The organism is Streptomyces sp. NPDC033221 (assembly GCF_055577005.1).
Genome location: NZ_JBVIQN010000009.1, coordinates 165,510 through 191,555 on the forward strand (window position 1 = coordinate 165,510; position 26,046 = coordinate 191,555).

The window sequence follows — 26,046 nt, forward strand, 5'->3', positions numbered from 1 at the left end:
GTCAGGCGGTGCTGAAGGCCGTGGCGCGGGCCGCCTTGAAGGCCTTGCGCGCGTCCCGGTCGGGGTAGGACCACGGGGCGGCGGTGACATGCGGGCCGATGCGGTGGAAGAGCGCGGCGGCCTCCGCCATCCGCCCCTCGTGGTACTTGGCGTGGGCGAGGAAGTTGAGGTCCACCTTGCGGCGCGGGTGGTCCTCGCCCTCCCACTCCAGCCACCAGTCGAAGGCCGCCTTCATGACCTGGCGGGCGCGGCGGGTGGACCAGTGGCCGGAGGCGGCCGGGTCCGCCGGTTCGAGCCCGGCGGCGGCCAGCGCGCGGTAGCGCTCGGCGTGCGCGACGACGGGCAGGATCGCCAGCGGTGAGTCGGCGGGGGCCTGTTCGGCGGCCCAGTACGCGAAGTCGTAGACCTGGTGCAGCGGGTCGTCGGCACCGTTCTGCTGCTGCTCGGCCAGGCAGGCGGCCATCAGGTGGTGGGCGTGGTGGTGGTCCGGGTGGCGGGCCCGTACCTGGTCGAAGGCGTGCTCGCGTTCGTCGGGGGTGCCGGTGCGGCGGGCGAGGAGCAGCAGGCCCAGCCAGGGCGTCGGGTCGCGGGGCGCCATGGCGGCGGCCAGGCGGCAGGCTTCGCGCGCGGCGTCCGCACTGCCCTTGCCGCGCAGCACTTGGCAGACGAGGGCGCACGCCAGCAGGGTGGCGGCGTCGGCGCTGTCCGGTTCGGCGAGGCGCCAGTCACCGGCCCAGGCGGCGCTGGCCTGGCCTTCGGCGAGGACCACCAGCCGGTGGCCCCGCAGGTCCCAGTCGGTTCCGGTGTCGGCCAGCAGCGTCCGTACCCGGACCCAGCGGCCGTGCGCCAGGGCGTCGACGGAGGCGGCGAGCTGGACGTCGTCCAGGGCCGGGTCGAGGACCGGCGTGTCCTTGCGGCGGGAGCGGCCCAGCGGCGGGGGTGGCGGAGGGGTCACGGGCAGGAACACTCCATGACGCGCTTCACCTCCGGCGCGCCGCTTTCCGGGCGCGTATGTGCGGAATCGGTGGACTGATCGACACCATGGGGTGTGGACTGATCGACACCGTTAGGTCACGCACAGCAAACCCGCAGCCACAGTGTCGCGTCAAGGCGGTTCGGAGATTGACCGAAAAGCCAACTCCCTTGCCCGTCAACACACTTGTCAATAAGTGCCGGGGGTGCGGCGGCGGCCCGAACGCGCACCGGCCCGGCCCCGTCCCCCCGCTCAGCCCACCGCCTTCGCCGCCGCCCGCCCTGCCGTGCGCCCCGAGAAGATGCAGCCGCCCAGGAAAGTTCCCTCCAGGGAGCGGTAGCCGTGCACGCCACCGCCCCCGAAGCCGGCCGCCTCGCCCGCCGCGTAGACGCCCGGCAGCGGCTCGCCGCCCTCGGTCAGCACCCGCGAGGACAGGTCCGTCTCCAGGCCGCCGAGCGTCTTGCGGGTGAGGATGCTCAGCCGTACGGCGACCAGCGGACCGGCCTTGGGATCGAGCAGGCGGTGCGGGGACACGGTGCGGATCAGCCGGTCGCCCAGGTACTTGCGCGCCCCGCGCACGGCGGTGACCTGGGCGTCCTTGGTGAAGGAGTGGGCGATCTCCCGGTCCCGCGCGATGATCTCGCGGTGCAGCGCGGCCTCGTCGATCAGCGGGTCCGCGGTGAGCTGGTTCATCCGCCGTACGAGGCCGCCGAGCGAGCGCTCGACGATGAAGTCCGCGCCGCGGTCCATGAACGCCCGCACCGGGCCGGGGGCACCGGGCAGCGCCCGCCCCAGCACATCCCGGACGCTGCGGCCGGTCAGGTCCGGGTTCTGTTCGGAGCCGGAGAGGGTGAACTCCTTCTCGATGATCTTCTGGGTGAGCACGAACCAGGTGTGGTCGAAACCGGTCCGCATGATGTGTTCAAGGGTGCCGAGCGTGTCGAAGCCGGGGAACAGCGGCACCGGCAGCCGCTTGCCGCGCGCGTCCAGCCACAGCGGGGACGGCCCGGACAGGATGCGGATGCCGTGCCGCGGCCAGATCGGGTCCCAGTTGTCGATGCCCTCGGTGTAGTGCCACATGCGGTCCCGGTTGACGATCCGGCCGCCGGCCGCCTCGGCGATGCCGAGCATCAGGCCGTCCACGTGGGCGGGCACCCCGGACAGCATCCGCTCCGGCGGCGTGCCGAGGCGCTCCGGCCAGTTGGCGCGCACCAGCTCGTGGTTGCCGCCGATGCCGCCCGAGGTGACGATCACCGCCTGCGCCCGCAGCTCGAAGGCGCCGGCCACCTCACGGCTGCTGGGCGTGCCGCGCCCGGCGTCCGACGGCTCCAGCACCTCGCCGGTGACGGTGTCCACCGCGCCCGCGCTGCGCCCCAGGCCGGTGACGCGGTGCCGGAAGCGCAGCTCCACCAGGCCGCGCGCCACCCCGGCCCGCACCCGCCGCTCGAACGGCTCGACCAGGCCGGGGCCGGTGCCCCAGGTGATGTGGAAGCGGGGTACGGAGTTGCCGTGCCCGGTGGCCTCGTAGCCGCCGCGCTCGGCCCAGCCGACGACCGGGAAGAACCGTACGCCCTGCCGGTGCAGCCAGGGGCGCTTCTCGCCCGCCGCGAAGTCGACGTACGCCTCGGCCCACTTGCGCGGCCAGTGGTCCTCGGGGCGGTCGAAGCCCGCCGCGCCGAGCCAGTCCTGCCAGGCCAGCTCGTGGCTGTCGCGGATGCGCAGCCGCCGCTGCTCGGGTGAGCCGACGAGGAAGAGGCCGCCGAAGGACCAGTGCGCCTGGCCGCCGAGGCCGCTCGCCGGCTCCTGGTCCAGGAGGATCACCTTGCGCCCGGCCTCGGCCAGCTCCGCGGTGGCCGCGAGACCCGCCAGACCCGCTCCGATCACGATCACATCAGCGTCGTAGGCCATGTCCGCCGTCTTCTTTCCGCACCGCGGCGCACCGGGGCCCGGCCGCCATCGTGGATACCGATCCTCAGCGTGTGCCCGCGGTGCGTCAACCGGGGTTCGCGCGCGGCACGGCGGGGCACCCGGGGGCGTCGACCGGCGGCGGGCGGCCGTCCGGCTCGCTATTCTCGGCCAAGTCTCCTTCGCCCCGCCCGACTTGAGGTGCCTGTCGTGACGGTGTTCCTGCTGGCCGTGAGCGCGGCCGGCTGTCTGGGTTCCGGTTTCGTGCTCCAGCAGTGCGCGGCCCGGCGCGCCCCCCTGCAGGACTTCCTCTCCCTGCGGCTGCTGCTCGACCTGGCCCGGATGCCGCGCTGGCTGGCCGGCCTCGGTCTCATGGTCGCCGGCATGGCGCTGGGCGCCGCGGCGCTCGGCATGGGGGAGGTCACCCTCGTCGAACCGTTGCTGGCCACGAACCTGCTGTTCTCCATGGCCCTGTCCAGATTCCTCACCCGGCAGCGGCTGGGGCGGCAGGGCTGGTGCGGCCTGTGGCTGCTGGCGGGCGGCGTGGCGGTGTTCATCGTGGCCGGTGAACCGCACGGTGGCCACAGCGTCGCCGGCCCGGTGCGGCACTGGCTGGTCATGGGGGCCGTACTGGGCCTCGCGCTGCTGCTGGCGGCCTGCGCCCGGCGCGTACGGATGAGCCGGGAGGCGGCGCTCCTGGGCGTCGCGGCCGGGCTGCTGTACGGACTTCAGGACGCGCTGACCCGGATCAGCGGCGAGCGGTTCGGGCACGGTGGCTGGGCGGCGTTGCTCACCGGCTGGGAGCCGTACGCGGTACTCGTTCTGGGCGTCGTCGCCCTGGTGCTGGTGCAGAGTGCCTTCGAGACGGCACCCCTGCGCATGTCGCTGCCCGCGCTGACGGCGGCCCAGCCCCTGGCGGGCATCGTCTGCGGGGTCGGCTTCCTGGGCGACCGGCTGAATCTGACCACCGGGGCGCTCACCTGGGAGGCGGCCGGGCTGGCGGCGGTCGTTTCCGGCATCATCCTGATCGGACGGCATCCGGCGATGCCGGCGGGGATGGCCGGGCGGCCGGAGCGGGTGCGGGAGTTGCAGGTGGGGTGAGGGGCGACAGTCGAGGCGCGGGTGGCCCCGTCAGCCCCTCTTGATTGTCATGCCCATGTTGCCCGCCCATGCCTCGCGAGAGCCCCCTTGGCGAGCAGAAACAAGACCCGGCACCCCTTCCCCTTCCGCGGCCCGGCGCGGAACCTCTTCGTACGAACCCCTACAAGCCACCCGAAGAGTTGCGAACAGTGAGGCATGCCATGAACGACGCCCGCCCCGCCCCCGAGGACACCCGGAACGCCTGGTACGTCGACGACCGCTGCACCAACTGCGACGTCGCCCGGCAGCTCGCCCCCGACCTGATCATCGAGACCGGCGGCCGCTCCGAGGTCGTACGGCAGCCACGCGACGCGGCCGAGGAACGGCGGCTGTACGCCGCGGCGTTCGCGTGCCCCACCCGCTCCATCCGCCGCCCCGCACGCCGGCTCGACCCCGCCCTGGACCCCTATCCCCTGCGGCTCGGCACCACCGACGTCCTGCTGTGCGGGCACAACTCCCCGCACACCGCCGGAGCCAACTCCTACCTCCTGCACCGCCCCGGCGGCACGCTGACGATGGTCGACACGCCCCGCTGGAGCGAGTCGCTGGCCACCCGGTACGAGGCCATCGGTCCCGTCACCGACGTCCTGCTCACCCACCGGGACCACGCGGCACACGGCCGCCGCTACGCCGACCGCTTCGGCGCCCGGCTGTGGATCCACGAGGGCGACCTGGACGCCGCGCCTGACGCGGACCACGTCCTGCGCGGCACCGGAGCCACGGAGATATCCGAGGGCGTGCTCGCCCATCCGCTGCCCGGCCACACCAAGGGCAGCGTGCTCTACGTCGCCGACGAGCGGTACTGCTTCAGCGGGGACAGCTTCTACTGGTCGCGCACGACCGGCGACATCGAGGTGGCGGACAGCGTCACCTGGTACTCCATCGAGGAGTTGGCGGCCTCCCTGGCCCGTACCGCCGCCGGGCTGCGCTTCGAGTGGCTGCTGCCGGGCCACGGCGACCGCAAGCGGCTGCCCGCCGACGACATGGCCGCCCGGCTGCGCGGACTGACCACGCGTACGCGGGAGCTGCGGCCGCGGCCGGTCGACTTCACGGCGGTGCGCTGGTGAGGCCGGGCCTCGGCTCTGACACCCGCCGCCGGGTCCGTGCCACACCGGCCCCCGCGGACTGATTGCATGGAGACATGGACGGACAACAGCAGCCACTGAGCGTGGACGAGATCGTCGACATCGTCAACGAGAGCGACGAGGTCGTGGGCCAGGCCCGGCGGGGCGACGCCTACGCCCACCGGCTGCGGACGAGGTGCGCGTTCATCCTCGCCCGCGACGCCGAGGACCGGATCTTCGTACACCGCCGTACCGCGCAGAAGCTGGTCTTCCCCGCGCACTACGACATGTTCGTCGGCGGCGTGGTCGGCGCGGGCGAGACGTACGACGAGACCGCGCTGCGCGAGGCGGAGGAGGAACTGGGCGTGACCGGCCTGCCGCGGCCGGTCCCGCTGTTCAAGTTCCTGTACGAGACACCCGAGCACGCCTGGTGGTCGGCGGTCTACGAGGTGCGCTGCACCCTGCCCGTACAGCCGCAGGAGTCGGAGGTGGCCTGGCACGCCTTCCTGCCCGAGGCGGAGCTGGAGCGGCGCATCCCGCAGTGGGAGTGGACGCCGGACGGCATGGCCGCGTACGAGCGGCTGCGGGAGTGGCGGGCCGGGCGGGAGCAGTAGGGAGCAGTGAGCCTTCGGTGGGTCGCGCAGGCGGGATGTCCGCCGGTGGGCTGCTGCCCGCGCCGCACCGCGTAGGGTTCTGGCCATGATCCTCACCGACAGACTGCGGTCGATCGGCGCGGGCGTCCGGCTGTGGTTCGCACCGGCGCGCGTCCGCGAGGAGGGCAGCACGCCCGACTACCGCTTCTCCCTCGCCAACGAACGCACCTTCCTGGCCTGGCTGCGGACCGGGCTGGCGCTGGTGGGCGGCGGGTTCGCGGTGGACCAGTTCCTGCCCCGGCTGCACGAGGTGCTGCGGGTGACGTGCACGGTGGTGCTGCTGGTGGGCGGTGCGCTGTGCGCGGTGCGGGCGGTCAACCACTGGGTGCGGTGCGAGCGGGCGATGCGCCGCGGCGAGGATCTGCCCGCTTCCCGCTTCCCGGCCGTACTGGCGGTCGCCGTCGGTCTGCTCGCGGCGGCGATGGTCGTCCTGGTCGTCGCCGGCTGGACGCGCTGACCGATGGCCGGTTCCGCACGGCGGGAGGAGCCGCGCCCGGCCGGGGTCCCGGACCGGGACCCCGGCCTGCAGCCGGAGCGCACCCGCCTCGCCTGGCGGCGCACCACCCTGTCCTGCACGCTGGTCGCGATCCTCGCGGGGCGCCGGCTGGCCGAGCACCGGGTCCCGGGGCCGGTGACGGTGGTCGCGGCGGCGCTGGTGATGCTGGTGTGGATCGCGTTCGTGGCGGCGGCACACCTGCGTATGCGGGCGATGTGCGCTGCTCGTCCACCTGTCCTGTCCGCCCGTACGGCGCTGGCCCTGGCGGGCTGCACCTGTGCGTTGGCGGTGCTCGGTGCGGCGATCCTGCTCTGAGGGCCGGCCGGCCCTTTCCGGCCGGGTGACCCACACCCCATACTCACCCTCTGGACGCCATACCGACTAGTCGGCATGATCGTAGCGGCCGTCCGACCGGCGCGGCCGTCCCTTCCGTACGGAGGAGCACGATGAGCAACGGCACCCCTCCCCCGCGTTCCGCACCCCCGGGCCTGGACCTGGCACGGCTGCGGGACCATCTGGACCGGGAACTCCCCGGAGCGGTGCGGGGACCGCTGGATGCCGAGCTGATCGAGGGCGGCCGGTCCAACCTCACCTACCGGGTCACCGACGGCACCGGCCAGTGGGTGGTCCGGCGCCCGCCGCTCGGCCACGTCCTGGCCACCGCGCACGACATGCGGCGCGAGTTCCGGGTGATCAGCGCGCTGCACACGACGGCGGTGCCGGTCCCCGAGGCACTGCTGCTGTGCGAGGACGAGGCGGTGCTCGGGGCGCCGTTCTACGTGATGGAGCTGGTCGAGGGCGTGCCGTACCGTACGGCGGAGCAGCTCGCCGCGCTCGGCCCGGAGCGGACCCGCGGTGTGGTGCTGTCCCTCGTCGACACGCTGGTGGCGCTGCACGCCGTGGACCCGGCGGCGGTCGGCCTGGACGACTTCGGCCGCCCGGACGGCTTCCTGGAGCGGCAGTTGCGCCGCTGGGGCAAGCAGCTGGCGGCGTCGAGGAACCGTGACCTGCCGGGCATCGACGCGCTGCACGAGGCGCTGGGCGCGGCACTGCCGGCCTCCCCCGCGCCCGCCGTCGTGCACGGCGATTACCGGCTCGACAACGTCCTGGTGGGCGACGGTGACCGGATCACCGCCGTACTGGACTGGGAGATGTCCACCCTCGGCGATCCGCTGACCGACCTCGGCCTGCTGGTGATGTACAGCGAGCAGGAGGACGTGCCCGGCTCCCCGATCGCCACGACGCGCGGCGCGCCCGGCCATCCGGAGGCGGCCGAGCTGATCGAGCGCTACGCGGCCGGGTCCGGCCGGGACGTGTCCGGGATCGCCTGGTACACGGCGTTCGCGTACTTCAAGCTCGCCGTGATCCTGGAGGGCATCCACTACCGCTTCACACTCGGGCAGACCGTCGGCGCGGGCTTCGACCGGATCGGCGAGCTGGTGCCGGTCTTCATCGACCGCGGCCTGGCCACCCTCGACACCCTGACGACCGCCAAGGAAGGCTGAGGCACGCTGATGGACTTCGCATTCGACGCCCGTACCGAAGAGCTGCGCGGCAGGCTGCTGGCCTTCATGGACGAACACGTGTACCCGGCCGAAGCGGTCGCCGACGAGCAGCGAGCGGCCCTCGCCTCGCCGTGGGACACCCCGGCGGTGGTGGAGGAACTCAAGGCCGAAGCCCGCAAGCAGGGCCTGTGGAACCTGTTCCTCCCGGACGAGGAGTACGGCGCCGGGCTGACGAACCTCCAGTACGCGCCGCTGGCCGAGATCACCGGCCGCAGCCCGCAACTGGCGCCGACCGCGCTGAACTGCGCGGCGCCGGACACCGGCAACATGGAGGTACTGGCGCAGTTCGGCTCCGAGGAGCAGCGGAAGCAGTGGCTGCACCCGCTGCTGGCGGGCGAGATCCGGTCGGCGTTCGCGATGACCGAGCCGGACGTGGCCTCCTCTGATGCCACCAACATCGAGACCCGCATCGAGCGGGAGGGCGACACTTACGTCATCAACGGCCGCAAGTGGTACATCTCCGGCGCGATGAACCCGCTGTGCCAGATCTTCATCGTGATGGGCAAGACCGACCCGGACGGCGCCGACCCGCGCCGCCAGCAGTCGATGGTGCTGGTCCCGCGCGACACCCCCGGCCTCGAAGTCCGCCGCGCCATGCAGGTGTACGGCTACGAGGACCACTACCACGGTGGCCACGCCGAGGTCGTCTTCCACGACGTCCGCGTACCGGCCGCGAACCTGATCGGCGAGGAGGGCGGCGGCTTCGCCATCGCCCAGGCGCGCCTCGGCCCCGGCCGCATCCACCACTGCATGCGGCTGATCGGCATGGCCGAGCGCGCCATCGAGCTGATGTGCCGCCGCGCGGTGTCCCGTGAGGCGTTCGGCAAGCCGCTGGCGCACCAGGGCGTCGTACAGGGGTGGATCGCGGACGCGCGGGTGGCCGTCGAGCAGCTGCGGCTGCTGGTGCTGAAGACCGCGTGGCTGATGGACACCGTCGGCAACAAGGGCGCCCACACGGAGATCCAGGCCATCAAGATCGCCACTCCGCGCACGGTCGTGGACATCCTCGACCAGGCGGTTCAGCTGCACGGCGCGGGCGGCGTCAGCCAGGACTTCCCGCTGGCGGAGCTGTGGGCGGCGGCCCGTACGCTGCGCCTCGCGGACGGCCCGGACGAGGTGCACCAGCGGTCGCTGGCGCGCCGGGAGCTGAAGCGCCACATGTAGCGCGCCGATGTACGGGTCCCTTGCCCCGCCCCGATTTCCCTGACCAAGGTCAGAGAATGGACAGCGCCCAGATCCGCCGGGTACGTCGCTTCAACCGCACCGTCACCGCACGGGTGGGCGTGCTCCACGACCGCTACCTCGGCCGCGACCGGCCCATCGGCGAGGCCCGGCTGCTCTGGGAGATCGGCGAGCGGGGCCAGGACGTACGGCGGCTGCGCGAGCGCCTGGGACTCGACTCCGGTTATGTCAGCCGGCTGCTGCGCGCCCTGGAGGCCGACGGCCTGGTGACGGTCGAGCCGCAGCCCCGGGACCGCCGGGTACGCGCGGTCCGCCTCACCGAGGCGGGCCGCGCGGAGCACGCCGCGCTCCTACTTCACCGAGATGCAGGAACGATTCGAGACGGGCTTCGACCCCGCCCGGAGCCTGCTGCCCGACGCCGGCGAACTCCGCGCGCCGCAGGGCCTGTTCCTGGTGGCCCGGCTGCACGGCGAGCCCGTCGGCTGCGCCGGCCTGAAGCTGCCGCCCGGCGCGCCGGCCAAGGTCAAGCGCATGTGGGTGGCTCCGCACGCACGACGGCTCGGCCTCGGCCGCCGGCTGCTGGCCGAGCTGGAGACCCGGGCCGCCCGGCACGGCCATGACGTACTGCGCCTGGACACCAACAAGGTGCTCAGCGGCGCGATCGGCCTGTACCGCTCGTACGGCTTCGAAGAGGTCCCGGCCTTCAACGACGAGCCGTACGCCCATCACTGGTTCGAGAAGCGGATCGGCGGTGCCTGAGCGTCCGCCCGGGCCAGGTGCCCCTCATGGCCGCAGTGCCCGCAGCAGCAGGTCGGCGAGGTGATCGGCGACCTGCTGCGGGGTGAGCGGGCCGTCCTCGCGGTACCAGGTGCCGAGGTGGTGCACCGACCCGAAGTGGTAGTCCACGACCAGGTCGGCCGGGGTGGCGCTGCTGAACACCCCGGCGCGCTGGCCCTCTTCGACGAGCGCGCGGAACCGCTCGTGGTAGCGCCGCCGCTCGGCCCGTACCTGCTTGTCCTTCTCGGGGGCGAGATGGTGCATCGAGCGGAAGAAGATCTTCGTGTCGTCAAGTTTTTCGATGGTGGTGACCACGACGTCCGCCGCGGCGTCCCGCAGCCGCCGCTCCACGGGCGCGTCGGCGCAGGCGAAGTGGTCCAGCCGCTCCTGCTGGAGCCGCAGCACCCGCCCGTACACCTCGTGCAGCAGGTCGTCCTTGGAGCCGAAGTAGTGGTACAGGGCGCCCTTGGTGACGCCGGCGGCCTCGACGATCTCCTGGACGGAGGTGCGGTCGTAGCCCCGTTCGGCGAAGAGCCGGGTGGCGGTGGCCAGCAGCCGCTGCGCCACGGGCTTGGTGCTCCCGCCGTCCTTCGTGCCGGCCATCCGCCCTCACCTGTCCCTCGTGCGTCGTGCGTCGTGTCGTTGCGTGGTCTGCCCCGCGGGCGCGGTCAGCCGCGCCCGCGCAGTTCCCGCCTGAGGATCTTGCCACTGGTGGTCTTCGGCAGCTCGGGCAGGATCTCCACGTGCCGCGGATATTTGTACGCGGCCAGCCGCTCCTTGCAGTAACCGGCCAGCTCGGCCGGCTCGGCGTGCTGTCCGGGCCGCAGGCTGACGTACGCCTTGACCGACTCGCCCCGGTAGGCGTCCGGGACGCCGACCACCGCCGCCTCGCGCACCGCGGGGTGGCCGTACAGGACGTCCTCGACCTCCCGCGGCCACACCTTGAAGCCGGACGCGTTGATCATGTCCTTCTTGCGGTCGACGACGTACAGCCAGCCGTCCCGGTCCATGAAGCCGATGTCACCGGTGCGCAGTTCCCCGTCCGGCAGGGCCTCGGCGGTGGCGTCCGGGCGGCGCCAGTAGCCGGGCACCACCTGGGGGCCGCGCACGGCGATCTCGCCGTGCTCGCCGAACGGCACGTCCCGCCCCTGGTCGTCCATGATCCGTACGACCGTGTCCGGGCCCGGCACGCCGACGGCGAGCGTCCCGGAGGCGGGGTCCACCGGCGCCTCACGGCCGGGCGGGACGCTGGCGCACGGCGCGGTGCACTCGGTCAGCCCGTAACCGTTGTGCAGGTACGGACCGAAGGCCGCCCGGAACTTCTCCACCAGCGCGGGCGGCAGCGGCGCGCCGCCCGAGGACAGCGAGGCGAACGACGCGAAGTGCTCGCGGGTGACCCCGGGCTGCGCCGCCAGCGCCATGTAGGCGGTGGACGGGCCGACCGTGTAGGCGGGCCGGTGCTCCAGGAAGGCATCGAGGACCACGCCCGGCTCGAAGCGGTAGGCGAGCACGAGGGTGCCGGCGTTGGTGAAGCAGGCGGCCAGTTCGCAGACCATGCCGGTGATGTGGAACAGCGGCGCCAGCGCGAAGTACGTCGCGCCGTCGGGCAGCGCCAGGCCGGTGCGCTGCCGCTCGGCGTTGTACGCGATGTTGCCGTGGGTGTTGGCGGCGCCCTTGGGGGTGCCGCTGGTGCCGGAGGTGTAGCTGATGAGGGCGGGGTCCGCGGCGGCCGGCGGCGTCACACCGGGCGGCTTGCCCTCGTACGCGCGGGCCGCGGCCAGCAGGTCGTCGGCACCCTCGCGCGGCCCGAGCCGCTCGCCGCGCAGCACCCGCGCGTCGTCCCGCGTCTGGAGGTCCAGCTCGCAGGCGGTCAGGGCGATGCGTACGGAAGGGGCCGCGGCGGCGGTCGCCCGCAGGAAGGCGTCCCAGGTGCGGTCCGCGCAGATGAGCGCGGTGACCTCGGCGTCGGTCAGGATGTGCGTCATCTCGGCCGACTTGTACATGGGATTGACGGGAACGACGATGCCGCCCGCCTTCCAGACGCCGAGCAGCGCGAGCGCGAAGTGCGGGGTGTTCTGCAGCATGATCGCGGCACGGTCGCCGGGCCGGAATCCGCGGGCCGCCAGGTGCCCGGCCACACCGTCGCTCAGCGCGTCGGCCTCGGCGTACGACAGCCGCCCGTCGAAGTAGGCGAGGGCGGTGCGGTCCGGGGCGCGGCGGGCGGCGTCCTGGAAGGCGTGCAGGGCGGAGGGGGGCGGGTCGACGGGGGCGCGCTGGGCGTCGGTGAGCTGCGCCAGCCAGGGCTGGTCCGCGTACGTGGTCATCAGGGGCCGGTCCTCGTGGGTGGTCATCGGGGCGTCCCCTCGGCTTCCAGCGTGCGGCTCCCGGCCTGCTCCAGCTTCCGCTGGAGGTGGTTCATCCCGCCCAGCCACCGCTCGGTGTCGGCCGCCCGCGCGGTGTAGTACTCGCCGACCTCCGGATGCGGCAGCACCAGGAACCGTTCCTCTTCCATCGCCGCGAAGAGCGCGTCGGCGACGGCGGCCGGCTCGATCGCCGTCGGCGTCAGCACCAGGTCCCCGGCCGCGCCGGTGCCCGCGAGCATGTCGGTCCGCACGCCCTGCGGACAGATGGCGTGTACCGCTATCCCCCGGTGCCGGTACGTCAGCGACAGCCACTCCGCGAAGGCGTACGCACCGTGCTTGGTGACGCTGTACGGGGCCGCGCCGACCATCGTGAGCAGGCCCGCCGCGGACACCGTGGACACGAACCGGCCCGCGCCGCGCTCCAGCCATTCGGGCAGCAGCGCGCGGGCCGCCCGTACGTGCGCCATGACGTTGACGTCCCAGGCCAGCTCCCAGTCGGCGTCCGGCGCCTCGGGCCCGCCGCCGGTGCCGACCCCGGCGTTGGCGCAGAAGACGTCGACGGCCCCGCCGAGCACCTCACGGGCCGCCGGTACGACGGTGGAGGCGTCCCCGGCCACCGCGACCGCGCCGATCTCCCGCGCGGTCCGCTCCGCCTTCGCCGCGTCCAGGTCGTTGACCACCACCCGCGCGCCTTCGGCGGCGAAGCGGCGGGCCAGCGCGGCCCCGATGCCCCCGCCCGCCCCGGTCACCACGACTGTCTTGTCCCGTACGGCTTCCACCTGCGGTCTCCCTCGGTCGCCCCTGGCTCGCCCTGACTCGACTGCCAGGCAGACTAACCAGTCGGTATGCCAGAGCGGAAGGGCGCGGTACCCACCCGTGGGCCGCCCGTGGACCGCCCATGGGCCGGACGCGGCGCCGACGCGCGGCACGCCGTCCCTCACGTTCCCCCGGAGGCCGCCGGGCGTTAGCGTGCGCACGACACGGGCTCTGACGGCGGAGGTGGACCCATGTCCCTGTCCAGACGGAATCTGCTGGCCGCGACGGCGGCCACGAGCGTGACGGGTGCGACGGCGATGACAGGCGAGGCGACAGCGGCAGGCACGGCATACGGCCCCGAAACCCCAGGGACAGCCGGTACCGCAGCGCACGGCCCCCGCCCCCGCGTCCGTACCGGCTTCGACCTCCTGGCCGCCAACGGCTACGCGCTCCTCTCCGGCCAGCGGATCGGCATCGTCACCAACCCCACCGGCGTCACCCCCGACGTACGCCACATCGTGGACGTCATGCACGCCGACGAACGGGTGGACCTGACCGCCGTCTTCGGCCCCGAACACGGCTTCCGCGGCACGGCCCAGGCCGGCGGCTCGGAAGGCAGCTACAAAGACCCGGCCACCGGGCTGCCCGTCCACGACACGTACGGCAAGAGCGGCCGCGCGCTGGCCGACATCTTCACCCGGTCCGGCGTGGACACGGTCGTCTTCGACATCCAGGACGTCGGCGCGCGCTTCTACACGTACATCTGGACGCTGTACGACTGCATGGTCGCCGCCGTCCTCGCGGACAAACGCTGCGTCGTCCTCGACCGCCCCAACCCGGTGACCGGCCGCGCCGCGACAGGCCCCGTGCTGGACCCCGCCCTGGCCTCCGGAGTCGGCCGCGAACCGATCGCCCTCGCCCACGGCATGACCGTGGCCGAACTCGCCCTCCTCTTCAACACCCAGTTCCTGCCCCGCGCCGCGGGCCGCCCGGCCGACCTGGAAACCGTCCTCATGACAGGCTGGCGGCGGCCGGACTTCTTCGACGCCACGGGCCTGCCCTGGGTCCCGCCCAGCCCCAACATGCCCACCCCCGACACCGCCCTCGCCTACCCGGGCACCTGCCTCTTCGAAGGCACCAACCTCTCCGAGGGCCGCGGCACCACCCGCCCCTTCGAACTCCTCGGCGCGGACGGCATCGACCGCCACTGGTCCGCCGCCGTCACCCGACTGGCCACCGACATCGGCCTCCCCGGCGTCCACTTCCGGGAGGCGTACTTCGCCCCCACCTTCTCCAAGTTCCAGGGCAAGACCATCGGCGGCGTCCAGCTCCACGTCCACGACCGCGCGGCCTTCGACCCGGTCCGCACCGGCATCGCCCTCCTCATCACCGCCAAACAGACCTGGCCCGGCTTCGCCTGGCGCCCGGACCACTGGATCGACAAACTCACCGGCACCCCGCGCGTACGCACGATGATCGACGCGGGCGCCGGCGTGGACGAGGTGACCGCGGCCTGGCAGGACGACCTGACACGCTTCCGCCGGACGCGACGGGAGTATCTGCGGTACCGATGACTCCCCACGAGACGCGGGCGACGCAATCTCCCCTGGCGGCGCCCGCTTCGCCCAGCCATGGTGGAACCCGCGGCTTCCGCTCTCAGAAGAAGCACACCCCATGGCCACCACGCCGCCGCACTCCCCCGCCATCCACCTCACCGAACAGGTCCTCGCCTACCCCTGCTCGATCACGCGCTGAATATCGGTCTGGACGTCGAGACTTACAGCAATTTGGTGCGCATCTCGTCCCAGGTGCTGGGATCTCTTCCGGCGACCCGGTGCCTCGCTCGCCACGTCGTACTATTCGGCTACGGCCGAGCAGCACAACGCGGTCACCGGCCGCCGAAGTCATCAGCGCACACGCGCGAACATCGAGAGGGCCGTGCAGTTGGGTATTCCGCTGCGTGTGGGCATTGTCTCGGCCACAGGGACGCGGAACGTCGATCAGGAGCGGCGGGAGCTCAGCGCTCTCGGAATGACGCGCATCAGCGCCGATCATGTTCGCCCGTTCGGGCGAGGAGCGGAAGGACGGGCGCCGAGCACTTCCGGACTTTGCGGCCGGTGCGGCGTTGGTGTTGCGGCTATTGGCCCGGACGGCGATGTCGCTCCTTGCGTATTCTCCGCAGGGTGGCTGAACGTCGGCAATGTGCGACGTAGTCCCCTCGCCGCTATCCTCAGCAGCTCCGCAATGGCCAAGGGCGCAGGGGAGGTTCGCAGTTCGCCCCGTACGGTCGGAGCCTGCGACCCTGGTTGTGACCCCAACGCGGAGTGCACACCGGGGGTTCCGCCCAGCGAGTGCCAACCGAGGAGCTGAAGCCTCATGACACACGAACTCCTCGGCCCGGAGTTCTGGGAGCTGATCCGGCCGTATACAGGTGATCTCATCGAGTCGCGCCCCAGTGAACGCGGGTTCGGATCCGACCTGACCGCCTTGGTCGAATGCGAGAAGGGACCGTTCTTCGTCAAGGCCATGCGCAACCGGCCTGGAGGCCGTCGTGACTCAATCAACCGGGAACGTCTGATCAACCCGTACGTACAGCCGATCTCTCCGGCGTTGCGATGGCAGACCGAGGACTCGGGTTGGTTCGCCTTGGGTTTCGAGGTCATCACAGGCCGACGGGCAGACCTCACGCCGAACTCGCCAAACCTCCCTGTGATTGTCGAGCTGCTCGACCGAATTGGCGATCTGAGCCTGCCGGACATCGCGCAAGGCTGGACGGAAAACCGATGGGACCGGTTCTGCACCGACGCGGCAGAGGCAGAGCTGCTGCGGGGCGACTCGCTGCTGTAAACCGACATCAACCCGAGCAACGTCATGATCGGTGACGCGGCCACATGGATGGTGGACTGGTCCTGGCCTACCCGTGGCGCGGGATTCATCGCTCCGGCTTGCCTTGTTGTGCAGCTCATTGCTGCGGGACACAGAGCCGGGACTGCGGAGTCCTGGGCGGGGCGCTGTGCGGCATGGGCACATGTGGACTCGCGAGCGGTCAACGCGTTCGCCAAGGCCACAGTGCGCATGAACCGTGCACATTGCGATCGGCTGCCCGACACCGCCTGGCTCAAAGCCATGCTCGCGGCCGCCGAGGAGTGGGCCGGCCATCGGGGAGTGAGCGTTTGAGAGACGGACTGTCTCACTCGCCAAGACACCCCATCCCACCTATTGACTGGCCCGGCGTCCCGCGTGACAGTGCCGCTCGTGCACAGTGACGCGACATCAGCAGCCGCCCCGGCGGAGCGGCCCCCGGCCGCGGAGGTTCCAGGTCACGGTCAGGAGGCCGCCGCTCCGCCCGCCTCCCCGGAGAGCCTTCGCCGGGTGGCCGTGGCCTCGTTCATCGGGACGGCCATCGAGTTTTATGATTTCTATATCTATGGGACGGCCGCCGCCCTCGTTCTCAACCAGGCGTTCTTTCCGACGCTCGATCCGGTCAACGCCACCCTCGCGTCGTTCTCGACCTATGCGGTGGCGTTCGCGGCGCGGCCGATCGGGTCGGTGGTGTTCGGGCACTTCGGGGACCGGGTGGGGCGGAAGTCCGTGCTGGTGGCCTCGTTGTTGTTGATGGGGTTGTCGACGGCGCTGGTGGGGCTGTTGCCGGGGTACGGGACGCTGGGGGTCTGGGCGCCGCTGCTGCTGATCCTGCTGCGGTTCCTCCAGGGGATCGGGCTGGGCGGCGAGTGGGGCGGGGCCGCGCTGCTGGCGGTGGAGCATGCGCCGAAGAAGCGGCGTGGGCTGTATGCGGCGTTTCCGCAACTCGGGCCCTCGGTGGGGTTCTTCGCGGCTACGGGCGTGTTCTGGCTGTTGTCCGCCGTGCTGGACGACAGCGCGTTCCGGTCGTGGGGCTGGCGGGTGCCGTTTCTGCTGTCGTTCCTGCTGGTGGCGGTGGGGCTGTTCGTACGGCTGAAGATCAGTGAGACGCCGGTGTTCGCGAAGGCGATGGACGCGCGGGAGGCGAGCAAGGTGCCCGCGCTGGACGTGCTGCGCCGGCATCCGCGTGAGCTGCTGCTCGGCGCGGGCGGCATGATCGTCGCGTACGGGCTGTTCTACACCGCGACGACGTACTGCCTGTCGTACGCCACCGGCACGCTCGGTGTCTCCCGCAACACCATGCTCGGCCTCTCGCTCGTGGCCTGCCTCTTCCTCGCGGCCGGTACGTGGCTGGCCGCCACCCGGTCGGACGGCGCGGGGCGGCGCCGGCTGGTGCTGGCCGGGACGGTGCTGTCGGTGGTGTGGGGGATGATCCTCTTTCCGCTGCTGGACACCGGGCAGCCGGTGCTGATCGCGGTGGCGATCGGCGGCGCGCTGTTCTGCATGGGCGTGGTGTACGGCCCGATGGGCGCGTACCTGCCGGAGCTGTTCGGTACGACGGTGCGGTATTCGGGCGCCTCACTGGCGTACAACCTGGGCGGGGTGCTGGGCGGCGCGGTGTCGCCGCTGGTGGCGACGCGGTTGCAGGCGGCCTTCGGGTCCGGGTCGGTGGGGTGGTACGTGACGGCGATGGCGGTGGTGTCGCTGGTGTGCGTGCTGGCGCTGCCGGAGACGCGGGAGCGGGAGCTGGGCTGAGGGGGCCGGACGGGGGCCGCCCCTCCTGGTCCGGAGTCGGCCGTCGGCTGTCCGTTCGCGGTCGGCGTCGACCGGTTTTGGCCGGGCGTCGACCGCCGGGCATCGACCGCCCGTCCCCGGCCGCCGTCTGCCGCGAACGGGCCATGCGTGGCGTATGGCCGGATCCGCCCGTCGGCAGGACGATGCGCTGCACACCGCGGCGCGGCTCGGTCCTCCGGGTCGGCAGCATGGCCCGGCGCGCCGCTCAGGGGGTCGTCATGACGGAGACAGCGGGTAGTTCCGGCGCAGCGGCGGCCGGGGACATCGGCGTACAGCCGTACTGGGAGCTGACGTTCGACACCGACGGCGATCCGGACGCCGGGCAGCGGGACCGGCTGGTGGCCGGGGTGGCGCAGCAGCGCGTCACCGATCTGCTGGTGTTCGCGCACGGCTGGAACAACGACCGGTCGATGGCCACCCGCCTGTACGGGCGGTTCTTCGCCCCGTTCCCGGCCATGGCGGGGGCGGGGGTGCGGCTCGGCTACTCCGGCGTGATCTGGCCCGCGATGCGCTTCTCGGACGAGCCGATTCCGGACTTCCCGAAGGCGGGGCCGTCCCCGGCCGCGGTACCGGCCGGGCCGCCCCTGCTGGACGAGGTGTCGCTGCACGCGCTGGCGCGGGTCTTCCCCGGTCGGGAGCTGACGCTGCGACGCCTCCAGGAGCTGCTCGCGGAGCGGCCCGCGGCCCGTTCCGCTTTCGACGAGTTCGCGCGCCTCGTACGTGAGCTGGTGGCGGTGCGCGAGAACAGTCCGGCGCGGCGGCTGGCCGAGGACGTGGGGGCCGGTACGCCCGCGATGCTCACCGACGACCCGCTCGGGGTGTGTGAGATCTTCACGGCGGCACTGGAGAAGTGCGGGCAGCAGGAGCTGTTCGGTGACGGGCTGAAGCGCATGTGGAACGGGGCCAAGGAGCTGCTGCGGCAGTCGGGCTACTACGCGATGAAGCGGCGCGCGGGCGTGGTGGGCCAGCTCGGGCTGGGGCCGGTGCTCGGCAAGCTGGTCAAGAGCGCGCCGGGTACGCGTATCCATCTGATCGGGCACAGTTTCGGCGCGCGCCTGGTGGCGTACGGGCTGCGCGGGATGCCTCCGGGCGTGACCGAGGTGAAGTCCGTGACCTTGTTGCAAGGGGCCTTCTCGCACTACGCGTTCGCCGCCCGGCTGCCGCACGACCCCGATCGCGGCGGGGCGCTGAAGGGGGTGCAGCAGCGGGTGGACGGCCCGATGGTGTCCTGCTACTCGCGGCACGACTCGGCGCTGAGCAAGCTGTACCCGCTGGCCTCGAAGCTCTCCGGCGACTCGGCGAGCTTCCTCGGCCTGTTCGACCGGTGGGGCGCGATCGGCCACGACGGCGTCCAGGCCGTGGACGGCGCCCAGCGTCTGGAGCTGGGCGCCGCGGTGCCCGGTAAGGGCTGTGTGAGTGTCGACGCGTCCGCGGTGGTCCGCAACGGGCCGCCGCCCGCCGGCGCGCACAGTGACGTCTGCCACGGGGAACTGGCGCGGGTGATCCTCGGCGCCGGGCGGGTGGTCATGAAGTAGGCCGTGACGTAGACGCGGAGCCGCTGTCCGGTTCCGTTCCCCTACCGGGCCCGTATCGGGCCGGTTGGCGCCAAGTCGGTCACGGCGCGGATCGACGGTCGCTGCGTGGGTACCAGGAACCACCGGCGCATCTCTCGACGGGCTGCCGGCAGCGCGCCGCAGCGGGAAGGCGGACGACCTTAACTTTCTCAAATCCCCACAGATGTACGGTGGATGATGCACACGAGGCGCGCCGGGCGCCGCGGGGGGCATCGGGAGCGAGAGGTGCGCCCGGTGCGGCGCGAGTGCCGCCACCACGTATCCGCAAGACAGTTCGATGGATCCGGCGGGCGGTCCGCTACGTCCATTCCCTGTCCAGTCGGGTCCTCCCCACGGAGGTGGGATGAATTGGCCGGTTTCAGAGCTCTCGCAGAACAGGTGCGCAACCCCCGTCTCGTCGCCACGCAGCGGCGCACGGCCTTGCGCAAGTGCCTTGAACGCTTCGCCCCGTACGGGCACCGCGCGACCTGGCACCATCTGTGCACCAGGGCGGGCATCGCGACCGAGGACCGCGAACCCGACCCGGCGCGGCTGATGGCCGCACTGGAGGAACTGGAAGAGGCCCGCGCCGTCTGGCTCGGGTACGAGAAGGAGTTCGCGGCCCGTCGGCGCCGCGAGAAGCACGACGGCATCCGGCAGCCCAGCGCGCTCGACGACTGGCACCGGCGTACCTGGGGCGGCTGTGACATCGTGCCGTGCGAAGCGCCCCACCGGCATCCGGCGGCGCCGCTGGCCGCGGTGCTGCGCAGCATGATCCGCGCGATGGAGTCGGGCACGCCGCGCACCGGCTGCCCGGTCTGCGGCACGCAGCGGTTCGTCTGGCGCACGGATCTCGAACGCTTTCCGGTGGCCGGGCCGGTGTGCCAGGAGTGCGGGATCGTCGCGCCGCTCTCGGTACTGACCCGCGAGACGCTGGCGGAGGCGCGGGAGTCCTCCCGCGAGCGGCGGCTGTACGTGGCGGCCTGAGGGAGCGCGGGCAGCGGTTCCGGCGCCGGGGTGCGTTGTCAGACCCTGGTGTCATGCTCGGGGGCATGGTTCAGGTATGCCTCAACGGCTCACGGAACGCCGCCGGTTCCGGGGTGGTGCCGAGGGTCCCGGCGGAGCTGGCCGATGCCGCGGGGAAGGCGGTCGCGGCCGGCGCCCGGGACATCCACGTCCACCCCAGGTCACCGTGCGGGCGGGAGTCCCTCGCGCCCGGTGTGCTGACGCCGGCGCTGGAGGCGATACGGGCCGTGGTGGACGTGCCGGTGGGTGTCACCACCGGCGTCTGGGCCGGACCGGACCCGGAGCGCAGGGTGGCCTGCGTACGGGCGTGGCCGGTGCTGCCCGACCACGCCTCGGTGAACTGGCACGAGCCGGGCGCCGAGGCGGTCGCCGCCGCCCTGCTGGAGCGCGGGGTCGGCGTCGAGGCGGGCATCTGGTCGGGCACGGACGGCGCGGAGCGCTTCGCGGCTTCGCCGCTGGGGCCCCGGGTGCTGCGGGTGCTGGCCGAGGTCATGGACCCGTGTACCGGTTCGGCGCGGGAGACGGCGCGCGGCCTGCTGCGCGCGCTGGACGCGTACGGCGCACACGGCCGCCCGGTGCTGCTGCACGGCGAGGACGGCGGGGCCTGGCCGGTGCTGCGGCTCGCCGGGGAGCTGGGCCTGGCCACCCGTATGGGCGTCGAGGACACACTGCTGCTGCCGGACGGTTCACCCGTCGCCTCCAATGCGGAGCTGGTGCGGGCGGCGCTGCGGGAGCTGGCGCCGGGACCCCGGCCGGGAGGCGGCGGCGTACTCCCCGGGGGCAGAGACGCACTCCCCGGGGGTAGTGACGCGCTTCCTTGGGGCAGTGACGCGCTCCCCCCTGGTGGCGGCGTACTTCCCGGAGGTAGATGAACGATGTACGTTCCGCGTCATGTGTGCGCCCGCCCGTTCCCGTACCGTCGCGCCGCCGGGGTGGAGCCGCTGGCTCGTGCCGCCCGCGGCGCTGTCCATCCACCTCGCCATCGGACAGGCGTATGCCTGGAGCGTGTTCAAGCCGTCCTTGGAATCCTCGCTCGGACTGTCCGGCACGGCCTCCGCGCTGCCCTTCCAGCTCGCCATCGTGATGCTGGGGCTGTCCGCGGCCTTCGGCGGCACCCTCGTCGAGCGCAACGGCCCACGCTGGGCGATGTCCGTCTCGGCCGTCTGCTTCTCCTCCGGCTTCCTGGTGGCGGCGCTCGGCGCGGCCACCCGCCAGTACTGGCTCGTCGTCCTCGGTTACGGCTTCATCGGCGGCATCGGCCTGGGCATCGGCTACATCTCCCCCGTCTCGACGCTCCTGAAGTGGTTCCCCGACCGTCCCGGCACGGCCACCGGCATCGCCATCATGGGCTTCGGCGGCGGCGCCCTGATCGCCTCGCCGTGGTCCGCCGGGCTGCTGGCCGCCTTCGGCGAGGACTCCTCCGGCATCGCCCGTACGTTCCTGGTCATGGGGCTGGCGTACGCCGTGTTCATGACGCTCGGCGTGCTGCTGGTACGGGTGCCGTCCGCCGGGGCGGCGGCGCCCGGTGCGCGCCGGGCGGCAGCCGCGCCCCGCCCGCTGGTCACCAGTGCACAGGTCTCGGCCCGTAACGCCCTGCGCACCCCGCAGTTCTGGTGTCTGTGGGTGGTTCTGTGCACCAACGTCACGGCGGGCATCGGCATCCTGGAGAAGGCCGCGCCGATGATCTCCGACTTCTTCGCCCGCAGCTCCGCGCCGGTGAGCGCGTCGGCCGCCGCGGGCTTCGTCGGCCTGCTCTCGCTCGCCAACATGCTCGGCCGTATCGTCTGGTCGGCCACCTCCGACCTGGCAGGCCGGAAGAACGTCTACCGTCTCTACCTGGGCGCCGGCGCGCTGATGTACCTGCTGATCGCGCTGGCCGGAGATGCCTCGAAGCCGCTGTTCATCGGCTGCGCGGCAGTCATCCTCTCCTTCTACGGCGGCGGGTTCGCCACCGTACCGGCCTACTTGGAGGACCTGTTCGGCACGTATCAGGTGGGCGCGATCCATGGCCGGCTGCTCACGGCCTGGTCCATCGCGGGCGTCCTGGGGCCGCTGATCGTCAACGCCGTCGCCGACGCGCGCCGCGCCTCCGGGCACACCGGCTCCGAGCTGTACACGACATCCTTCTTCGTCATGATCGGCCTGCTCGTCGTCGGATTCGCCGCCAACGAGCTGGTACGGCCCGTACATCCCCGGCACCATGAACCGCCGTCCACCGGGGCCGGGCCCGCGAGCCCGGCGTCCGCCACTCCGGAGGGAGCCGCCCCGTGACCGCCCGCCGCACCGCCCTGCTCGTCCTGGCCTGGCTGTGGGTGGGCCTGCCGTTCGGATACGGCCTTTACGAACTGGCCCTCAAACTGAGACAACTCTTCACGGGGTGAGCGACCACAGGCCGCATGCACCAATTCATCAACGCCCCTCACCACCAGCACACGCGAAGGCGGACGTCCATGGCAGAGCTCCACGACCTGACCGCGCTGGAACAGGCCGAGGGGGTGCGGACCGGCAAGCTGTCCCCCGTCGAGATCACCGAGCACTACCTCGCCCGCGCCGAGGAACTGGACGCCACGCTCGGCGCGTTCCTCACCCGCACCCCCGACATCGCCCGCAAACAGGCGGCCGCCGCAGAGGAGGAGGCCACCGCAGCGCGCCGGACGGGCCGTACGCTGCCGCCGCTGCACGGCGTGCCCGTACCGGTCAAGGACCTCAGCCAGGTCGCCGGTGTGCGCTGCACGATGGGGTCCCGGACGCTGGCCGGCAACGTGGCGCAGATGGACGACCATGTCGTCACCAGACTGCGCGCGGCAGGCACGATCCTGCTCGGCAAGACCAACACCCCCGAATTCGGCCTCCCCTGCTACACGGAGAACCTCCTCGCGCCGCCCGCCCGCACACCGTGGGACCTGGGGCGTTCGGCGGGCGGTTCGAGCGGCGGGGCCGCCGCCGCGGTGGCCGGCGGGCTGGCCCCCGTGGCGCACGGCAGCGACGGCGGCGGATCCATCCGCATCCCGGCCTCGCTCTGCGGGCTGTACGGCATCAAGCCGAGCCGCGGCCTGATCAGTTCGGGACCGCTGCTCCACGACGTGTCGGGTCTGAGCACCTCGGGCCCGCTCGCCCGTACGGTCGCGGACGCCGCCGCGCTGCTGGACGCGATGGCCGGTCCGATGCCCGGCGCCCCGTACGCGGGGCCCGGGCTGCCGCCCGGCGAGACGTACACCGCGTACGCCGGGCGCGACCCGGGGCGGCTGCGCATCGGCTGGCTGGCCGACGTGCCGTTCCCCGGCATCGAGCTGCACCCGGACTGCCGGGCGGCCGCCACGGAGACGGCCGCGCTCCTCACCGACCTGGGCCACCAGGTGGACGAGCTGACGCTGCCCGCCGACGACAGCGCCCGCCACGCCTTCACCCGCGTCTGGTCGGTGATCGCCGCCACCCGCCCGGTGCCGCCGCGGGACGAGGCGGACCTGATGCCGCTGACCCGCTACCTGCGGGCACGCGGCGCCGAGATCCCGGCGGTCGAGTACGCGCGAGCGCTGTACGCGTTCCGGATGCTGGGGCAGGTCATCGCCGACCAGGTGATGCCACGGGACGGCGGATTCGACGTGGTGCTGACCCCGACGGTCGCCCAGCCGCCGCCGCTCGTGGGCGGACTGCGCAACGACGCGGACGCACAGGCCGAGTTCGCCGTCGTCGGCGCCTTCACCCCGTACACGCCGCTGTACAACGCCACCGGACAGCCCGCGGTGAGCGTCCCGCTGCACTGGAACGCGGCGGGCCTGCCGATCGGGGTCATGCTCGGCGGACGGTACGGCGAGGACGCGACGCTCGTCGCGCTCTCCGCGCAGCTGGAGGAGGCCCGGCCGTGGGCCGGCCGCAAGCCCGACGTGTGGTAAGCGTCAGCGGTCCGCGCCCCGCCGGACGGGACGGCGGTCGTCGTCCCGGGCGGCAGTGCGGCGGTCGTCGTCCTGCGCGGCGGTCGCACAGCGTCCGTCCGTACCGGACACACCGTCCCCGGACGCGCCGCCTCCATCCGCACCGTCCCCGGACGCGCTGCCGCGTCCCCGGGACGGTCCGCCGACCCGGTCCACCCGCAGCCGCCGCGCGCCCGGGCCCTGCTCGCCGAGCTGGTCGTACGGGTTCGACAGCGCGCACTTCTGCAGGGACAGACAGCCGCAGCCGATGCAGTCGGTCAGCCGGTCACGCAGCTCGACGAGCTGCGTGATGCGCTCTTCCAGTTCCTCGCGCCAGACCTCGGAGAGCCGCGCCCAGTCGTCCCGGTTGGGAGTCCGCTCGTCCGGCAGTTCGGCGAGCGCATCGCGGATGACGGCGAGCGGGATGCCGACCCGCTGGGCAGCGCGCACGAAAGCGACCCGGCGCAGCGCGTCGCGGGTGTAGCGGCGCTGGTTGCCCGCCGTCCGGGTACTGCTGATCAGCCCCTTGGACTCGTAGAAGTGCAGGGCGGACACCGCCGCGCCGCTACGCGCGGAGAGCTGGCCGACCGTGAGCTCGTGGACCTTGAAAGGAAGCTGAGGCACGGGACAACCCTATCCGTGGGCACGGCCGGTGGACTGCGGGGATGCGCCCGGCCGGGGCCGCCGCGCGCGGGCGGCGCCCCCGGCCACGGAGCGAAGCCGTACCCGCCCCCACCCGCCACTGCTTACAGATGAAAACGGCTGAGCGTCTCCGCGACGCAGACCGGCTTCTCGCCGCCCTCGCGCTCCACGGTCACCGTCGTCGCGAGCTGCACCCCGCCGGACACCTCCGTCACGCCCGCGATCCGGGCCGTCGCCCGCAGCCGCGAGCCGACCGGGACGGGGGCGGGGAAGCGGACCTTGTCGACCCCGTAGTTGATGCCCATCTTGACGTTGTCGACCCGCAGCAGCTGCGGTACGAGGGCGGGCAGCAGCGCCAGCGTCAGGTAGCCGTGCGCGATGGTGGTGCCGAACGGCCCGGACGCGGCCCGCTCCGGGTCGACGTGGATCCACTGGTGATCGCCGGTGGCCTCCGCGAACCGGTCGATCCGCTGCTGGTCGATCTCCAGCCAGTCGCTGGTGCCGAGGTCCTCGCCGACCGCGTTCCGCAGTTCGTCGAGCGAGCCGAACACCCGGGGCTCTGCCATGTCCGTATGCCTCCTCAGGCTCCGCAGGCGCGGACCGTACCGTCCGCCGACTAAGCGCTTGCTCAGCATCTGCGGCGGACTCTTCCGTGTCAATGGCCCCACGAACCCGACCCGCACCCGGCCGGGGCCCGGCCCACACCCACACCCGCCCGGGTCGCTCTACCCCCGCGCACCGACCATGCGCAGCACGAGGCCGGCGTACAGATCGCCCACCTCCTCGGGCGTACGGGCGCCCTCCGCGGAGAACCAGCGGGCCACATCCACGCACAGCGACAGCACCGCGAGGGTGGTGCCCGGCACGTCACCGACCGTGAACTCCCCCGCGTCGGCACCATCCTGCAGGATGCCGCGCAGCGAGCGGTCGGTGCGCCGCCGCAGGTCGGCGACGTGTGCGTAGTGCTCCTCGCTCAGCGCCTGCAGCTCGTACTGGATGACCCGGGCGGTGGTGTGGTGCCGGGCGTGCCAGCGCGCGAAGGTACGGACGGCAGCGGCGAGCCGCTCGGTGGGGCCGCCCTCGGCGCCGGCCGCCTCCTCCATGATCCGCAGGGCCTTCTCGTGGCCGATGCCGCTGATCCGGAAGAGCAGCTCTTCCTTGGTCTTGTAGTGGATGTACAGCGCGGCCGGGCTCATTCCGGCCCGGCCCGCGATGTCCCGGGTGGTGGTGGCGTGGTACCCGCGCTCGGCGAACGCCTGCACGGCGGCACAGACCAGGCGACGCGCCGCCTCCGGCGACACATCGGCCCAGTCCTCCGCCGAGCCGTCCGCCTGCTCCGCCTCCGTGACCATCGCGCACCCCGATCCTCGGTCCGCCGCGGTCC

The 26,046-nt window shown here is 72.6% G+C and carries 25 protein-coding genes and 1 pseudogene; 18 read left to right on the forward strand and 8 right to left on the reverse strand.

What is annotated here, in order from left to right; genetic code table 11:
- Position 1: 1 nt before the first annotated feature.
- Positions 2-955 carry a hypothetical protein gene (locus ACZ53K_RS14675; RefSeq protein ID WP_468835633.1) on the reverse strand — a complete coding sequence of 318 codons (954 nt, stop codon included), beginning with the start codon at positions 953-955 and terminating at the stop codon, positions 2-4.
- Between the two features lie 270 nt (positions 956-1,225).
- Positions 1,226-2,881 carry an FAD-binding dehydrogenase gene (locus ACZ53K_RS14680; RefSeq protein WP_468835636.1) on the reverse strand — a complete coding sequence of 552 codons (1,656 nt, stop codon included), beginning with the start codon at positions 2,879-2,881 and terminating at the stop codon, positions 1,226-1,228.
- 207 nt (positions 2,882-3,088) lie between these two features.
- Between ACZ53K_RS14680 and ACZ53K_RS14685 the strand changes: the two genes are divergently transcribed.
- The 8 genes and pseudogenes from ACZ53K_RS14685 (at position 3,089) to ACZ53K_RS14720 (ending at position 9,737) form a co-directional block, all read left to right on the forward strand.
- Entirely contained in the window at positions 3,089-3,979 is an 891-nt protein-coding gene (locus ACZ53K_RS14685; RefSeq protein ID WP_468835638.1) for a DMT family transporter, read from the forward strand.
- Between the two features lie 200 nt (positions 3,980-4,179).
- Positions 4,180-5,085 (forward strand): MBL fold metallo-hydrolase, encoded by a 906-nt coding sequence (locus tag ACZ53K_RS14690; protein WP_468835640.1) that lies wholly within the window; start codon positions 4,180-4,182, stop codon positions 5,083-5,085.
- 74 nt (positions 5,086-5,159) lie between these two features.
- Complete coding sequence (locus tag ACZ53K_RS14695) at positions 5,160-5,696, forward strand: NUDIX hydrolase (RefSeq protein WP_468835642.1); 537 nt, start codon at positions 5,160-5,162, stop codon at positions 5,694-5,696.
- An 85-nt stretch (positions 5,697-5,781) separates the two neighbouring features.
- Positions 5,782-6,192 carry a YidH family protein gene (locus tag ACZ53K_RS14700; protein WP_468835644.1) on the forward strand — a complete coding sequence of 137 codons (411 nt, stop codon included), beginning with the start codon at positions 5,782-5,784 and terminating at the stop codon, positions 6,190-6,192.
- Between the two features lie 3 nt (positions 6,193-6,195).
- Positions 6,196-6,546 (forward strand): DUF202 domain-containing protein, encoded by a 351-nt coding sequence (locus tag ACZ53K_RS14705; RefSeq protein WP_468835647.1) that lies wholly within the window; start codon positions 6,196-6,198, stop codon positions 6,544-6,546.
- 131 nt (positions 6,547-6,677) lie between these two features.
- Positions 6,678-7,736: a phosphotransferase family protein gene (locus tag ACZ53K_RS14710; protein WP_468835649.1), complete on the forward strand. Its 1,059-nt coding sequence runs from the start codon at positions 6,678-6,680 to the stop codon at positions 7,734-7,736.
- Positions 7,737-7,745: 9 nt separating this feature from the next.
- Complete coding sequence (locus ACZ53K_RS14715; RefSeq protein ID WP_468835652.1) at positions 7,746-8,960, forward strand: acyl-CoA dehydrogenase family protein; 1,215 nt, start codon at positions 7,746-7,748, stop codon at positions 8,958-8,960.
- Positions 8,961-9,016: 56 nt separating this feature from the next.
- Positions 9,017-9,737, forward strand: a pseudogene (locus ACZ53K_RS14720) (bifunctional helix-turn-helix transcriptional regulator/GNAT family N-acetyltransferase).
- A 24-nt stretch (positions 9,738-9,761) separates the two neighbouring features.
- Here the strand turns inward: ACZ53K_RS14720 and ACZ53K_RS14725 are convergent.
- From ACZ53K_RS14725 to ACZ53K_RS14735, 3 genes are all read right to left on the reverse strand, one after another.
- Positions 9,762-10,358: a TetR/AcrR family transcriptional regulator gene (locus ACZ53K_RS14725; RefSeq protein WP_468835655.1), complete on the reverse strand. Its 597-nt coding sequence runs from the start codon at positions 10,356-10,358 to the stop codon at positions 9,762-9,764.
- Between the two features lie 65 nt (positions 10,359-10,423).
- Positions 10,424-12,079, reverse strand: coding sequence for a class I adenylate-forming enzyme family protein (locus tag ACZ53K_RS14730; protein WP_468835935.1), 1,656 nt, complete (start codon positions 12,077-12,079; stop codon positions 10,424-10,426).
- A 23-nt stretch (positions 12,080-12,102) separates the two neighbouring features.
- Positions 12,103-12,897 (reverse strand): SDR family oxidoreductase, encoded by a 795-nt coding sequence (locus ACZ53K_RS14735; RefSeq protein WP_468835658.1) that lies wholly within the window; start codon positions 12,895-12,897, stop codon positions 12,103-12,105.
- A 228-nt stretch (positions 12,898-13,125) separates the two neighbouring features.
- Here ACZ53K_RS14735 and ACZ53K_RS14740 point away from each other — a divergent pair, with 228 nt between their 5' ends.
- From ACZ53K_RS14740 to ACZ53K_RS14785, 10 genes are all read left to right on the forward strand, one after another.
- Entirely contained in the window at positions 13,126-14,448 is a 1,323-nt protein-coding gene (locus ACZ53K_RS14740; RefSeq protein ID WP_468835661.1) for an exo-beta-N-acetylmuramidase NamZ family protein, read from the forward strand.
- Between the two features lie 457 nt (positions 14,449-14,905).
- Complete coding sequence (locus tag ACZ53K_RS14745; RefSeq protein ID WP_468835938.1) at positions 14,906-15,244, forward strand: SPASM domain-containing protein; 339 nt, start codon at positions 14,906-14,908, stop codon at positions 15,242-15,244.
- A gap of 6 nt (positions 15,245-15,250) precedes the next feature.
- Positions 15,251-15,721: a hypothetical protein gene (locus ACZ53K_RS14750; RefSeq protein ID WP_468835663.1), complete on the forward strand. Its 471-nt coding sequence runs from the start codon at positions 15,251-15,253 to the stop codon at positions 15,719-15,721.
- 525 nt (positions 15,722-16,246) lie between these two features.
- Positions 16,247-17,491, forward strand: coding sequence for an MFS transporter (locus ACZ53K_RS14755; RefSeq protein ID WP_468835940.1), 1,245 nt, complete (start codon positions 16,247-16,249; stop codon positions 17,489-17,491).
- Positions 17,492-17,748: 257 nt separating this feature from the next.
- The gene (locus ACZ53K_RS14760) at positions 17,749-19,065 is read left to right on the forward strand and encodes a serine-threonine protein kinase (RefSeq protein ID WP_468835666.1); all 1,317 of its coding nucleotides are present in this window, start codon (positions 17,749-17,751) and stop codon (positions 19,063-19,065) included.
- A gap of 387 nt (positions 19,066-19,452) precedes the next feature.
- Positions 19,453-20,070: a hypothetical protein gene (locus tag ACZ53K_RS14765; protein ID WP_468835668.1), complete on the forward strand. Its 618-nt coding sequence runs from the start codon at positions 19,453-19,455 to the stop codon at positions 20,068-20,070.
- A 65-nt stretch (positions 20,071-20,135) separates the two neighbouring features.
- A complete protein-coding gene (locus tag ACZ53K_RS14770) occupies positions 20,136-20,981 on the forward strand; it encodes a 3-keto-5-aminohexanoate cleavage protein (RefSeq protein WP_468835671.1) in 846 nt (281 codons plus the stop codon).
- A 19-nt stretch (positions 20,982-21,000) separates the two neighbouring features.
- Positions 21,001-22,380 carry an OFA family MFS transporter gene (locus ACZ53K_RS14775; RefSeq protein WP_468835674.1) on the forward strand — a complete coding sequence of 460 codons (1,380 nt, stop codon included), beginning with the start codon at positions 21,001-21,003 and terminating at the stop codon, positions 22,378-22,380.
- Positions 22,377-22,490, forward strand: a complete 114-nt coding sequence (locus ACZ53K_RS14780; protein WP_425274966.1) for an MFS transporter small subunit — start codon at positions 22,377-22,379, stop codon at positions 22,488-22,490. The genes ACZ53K_RS14775 and ACZ53K_RS14780 overlap by 4 nt, the downstream gene beginning before the upstream one ends.
- Positions 22,491-22,559: 69 nt before the next feature.
- The gene (locus ACZ53K_RS14785; protein ID WP_468835677.1) at positions 22,560-24,002 is read left to right on the forward strand and encodes an amidase; all 1,443 of its coding nucleotides are present in this window, start codon (positions 22,560-22,562) and stop codon (positions 24,000-24,002) included.
- Between the two features lie 3 nt (positions 24,003-24,005).
- On the opposite strand, the gene soxR is transcribed toward ACZ53K_RS14785, so the two are convergent.
- The 3 genes from soxR to ACZ53K_RS14800 all read right to left on the reverse strand — a co-directional run bounded on the left by soxR (position 24,006) and on the right by ACZ53K_RS14800 (position 26,014).
- Positions 24,006-24,644 carry a redox-sensitive transcriptional activator SoxR gene (gene soxR / locus ACZ53K_RS14790; RefSeq protein ID WP_468835680.1) on the reverse strand — a complete coding sequence of 213 codons (639 nt, stop codon included), beginning with the start codon at positions 24,642-24,644 and terminating at the stop codon, positions 24,006-24,008.
- 122 nt (positions 24,645-24,766) lie between these two features.
- Positions 24,767-25,228, reverse strand: coding sequence for a MaoC family dehydratase (locus ACZ53K_RS14795; protein WP_468835682.1), 462 nt, complete (start codon positions 25,226-25,228; stop codon positions 24,767-24,769).
- 159 nt (positions 25,229-25,387) lie between these two features.
- Positions 25,388-26,014, reverse strand: a complete 627-nt coding sequence (locus tag ACZ53K_RS14800) for a TetR/AcrR family transcriptional regulator (protein WP_468835685.1) — start codon at positions 26,012-26,014, stop codon at positions 25,388-25,390.
- Between the last annotated feature and the right edge of the window lie 32 nt (positions 26,015-26,046).

Bases quoted from the DNA above. Each gene is read 5' to 3' on its own strand.
- ACZ53K_RS14730 (WP_468835935.1), bottom strand. From the start codon at position 12,079: ATGACCACGTACGCGGACCAGCCCTGGCTGGCGCAGCTCACCGACGCC.
- ACZ53K_RS14770 (WP_468835671.1), top strand. From the start codon at position 20,136: ATGGTTCAGGTATGCCTCAACGGCTCACGGAACGCCGCCGGTTCCGGG.
- ACZ53K_RS14695 (WP_468835642.1), top strand. From the start codon at position 5,160: ATGGACGGACAACAGCAGCCACTGAGCGTGGACGAGATCGTCGACATC.
- ACZ53K_RS14750 (WP_468835663.1), top strand. From the start codon at position 15,251: ATGACACACGAACTCCTCGGCCCGGAGTTCTGGGAGCTGATCCGGCCG.
- ACZ53K_RS14740 (WP_468835661.1), top strand. From the start codon at position 13,126: ATGTCCCTGTCCAGACGGAATCTGCTGGCCGCGACGGCGGCCACGAGC.
- ACZ53K_RS14795 (WP_468835682.1), bottom strand. From the start codon at position 25,228: ATGGCAGAGCCCCGGGTGTTCGGCTCGCTCGACGAACTGCGGAACGCG.
- ACZ53K_RS14775 (WP_468835674.1), top strand. From the start codon at position 21,001: ATGTGTGCGCCCGCCCGTTCCCGTACCGTCGCGCCGCCGGGGTGGAGC.
- ACZ53K_RS14690 (WP_468835640.1), top strand. From the start codon at position 4,180: ATGAACGACGCCCGCCCCGCCCCCGAGGACACCCGGAACGCCTGGTAC.
- ACZ53K_RS14725 (WP_468835655.1), bottom strand. From the start codon at position 10,358: ATGGCCGGCACGAAGGACGGCGGGAGCACCAAGCCCGTGGCGCAGCGG.
- ACZ53K_RS14705 (WP_468835647.1), top strand. From the start codon at position 6,196: ATGGCCGGTTCCGCACGGCGGGAGGAGCCGCGCCCGGCCGGGGTCCCG.
- ACZ53K_RS14700 (WP_468835644.1), top strand. From the start codon at position 5,782: ATGATCCTCACCGACAGACTGCGGTCGATCGGCGCGGGCGTCCGGCTG.
- ACZ53K_RS14800 (WP_468835685.1), bottom strand. From the start codon at position 26,014: ATGGTCACGGAGGCGGAGCAGGCGGACGGCTCGGCGGAGGACTGGGCC.
- ACZ53K_RS14785 (WP_468835677.1), top strand. From the start codon at position 22,560: ATGGCAGAGCTCCACGACCTGACCGCGCTGGAACAGGCCGAGGGGGTG.
- ACZ53K_RS14745 (WP_468835938.1), top strand. From the start codon at position 14,906: ATGACGCGCATCAGCGCCGATCATGTTCGCCCGTTCGGGCGAGGAGCG.
- ACZ53K_RS14715 (WP_468835652.1), top strand. From the start codon at position 7,746: ATGGACTTCGCATTCGACGCCCGTACCGAAGAGCTGCGCGGCAGGCTG.
- ACZ53K_RS14680 (WP_468835636.1), bottom strand. From the start codon at position 2,881: ATGGCCTACGACGCTGATGTGATCGTGATCGGAGCGGGTCTGGCGGGT.
- ACZ53K_RS14760 (WP_468835666.1), top strand. From the start codon at position 17,749: ATGACGGAGACAGCGGGTAGTTCCGGCGCAGCGGCGGCCGGGGACATC.
- ACZ53K_RS14710 (WP_468835649.1), top strand. From the start codon at position 6,678: ATGAGCAACGGCACCCCTCCCCCGCGTTCCGCACCCCCGGGCCTGGAC.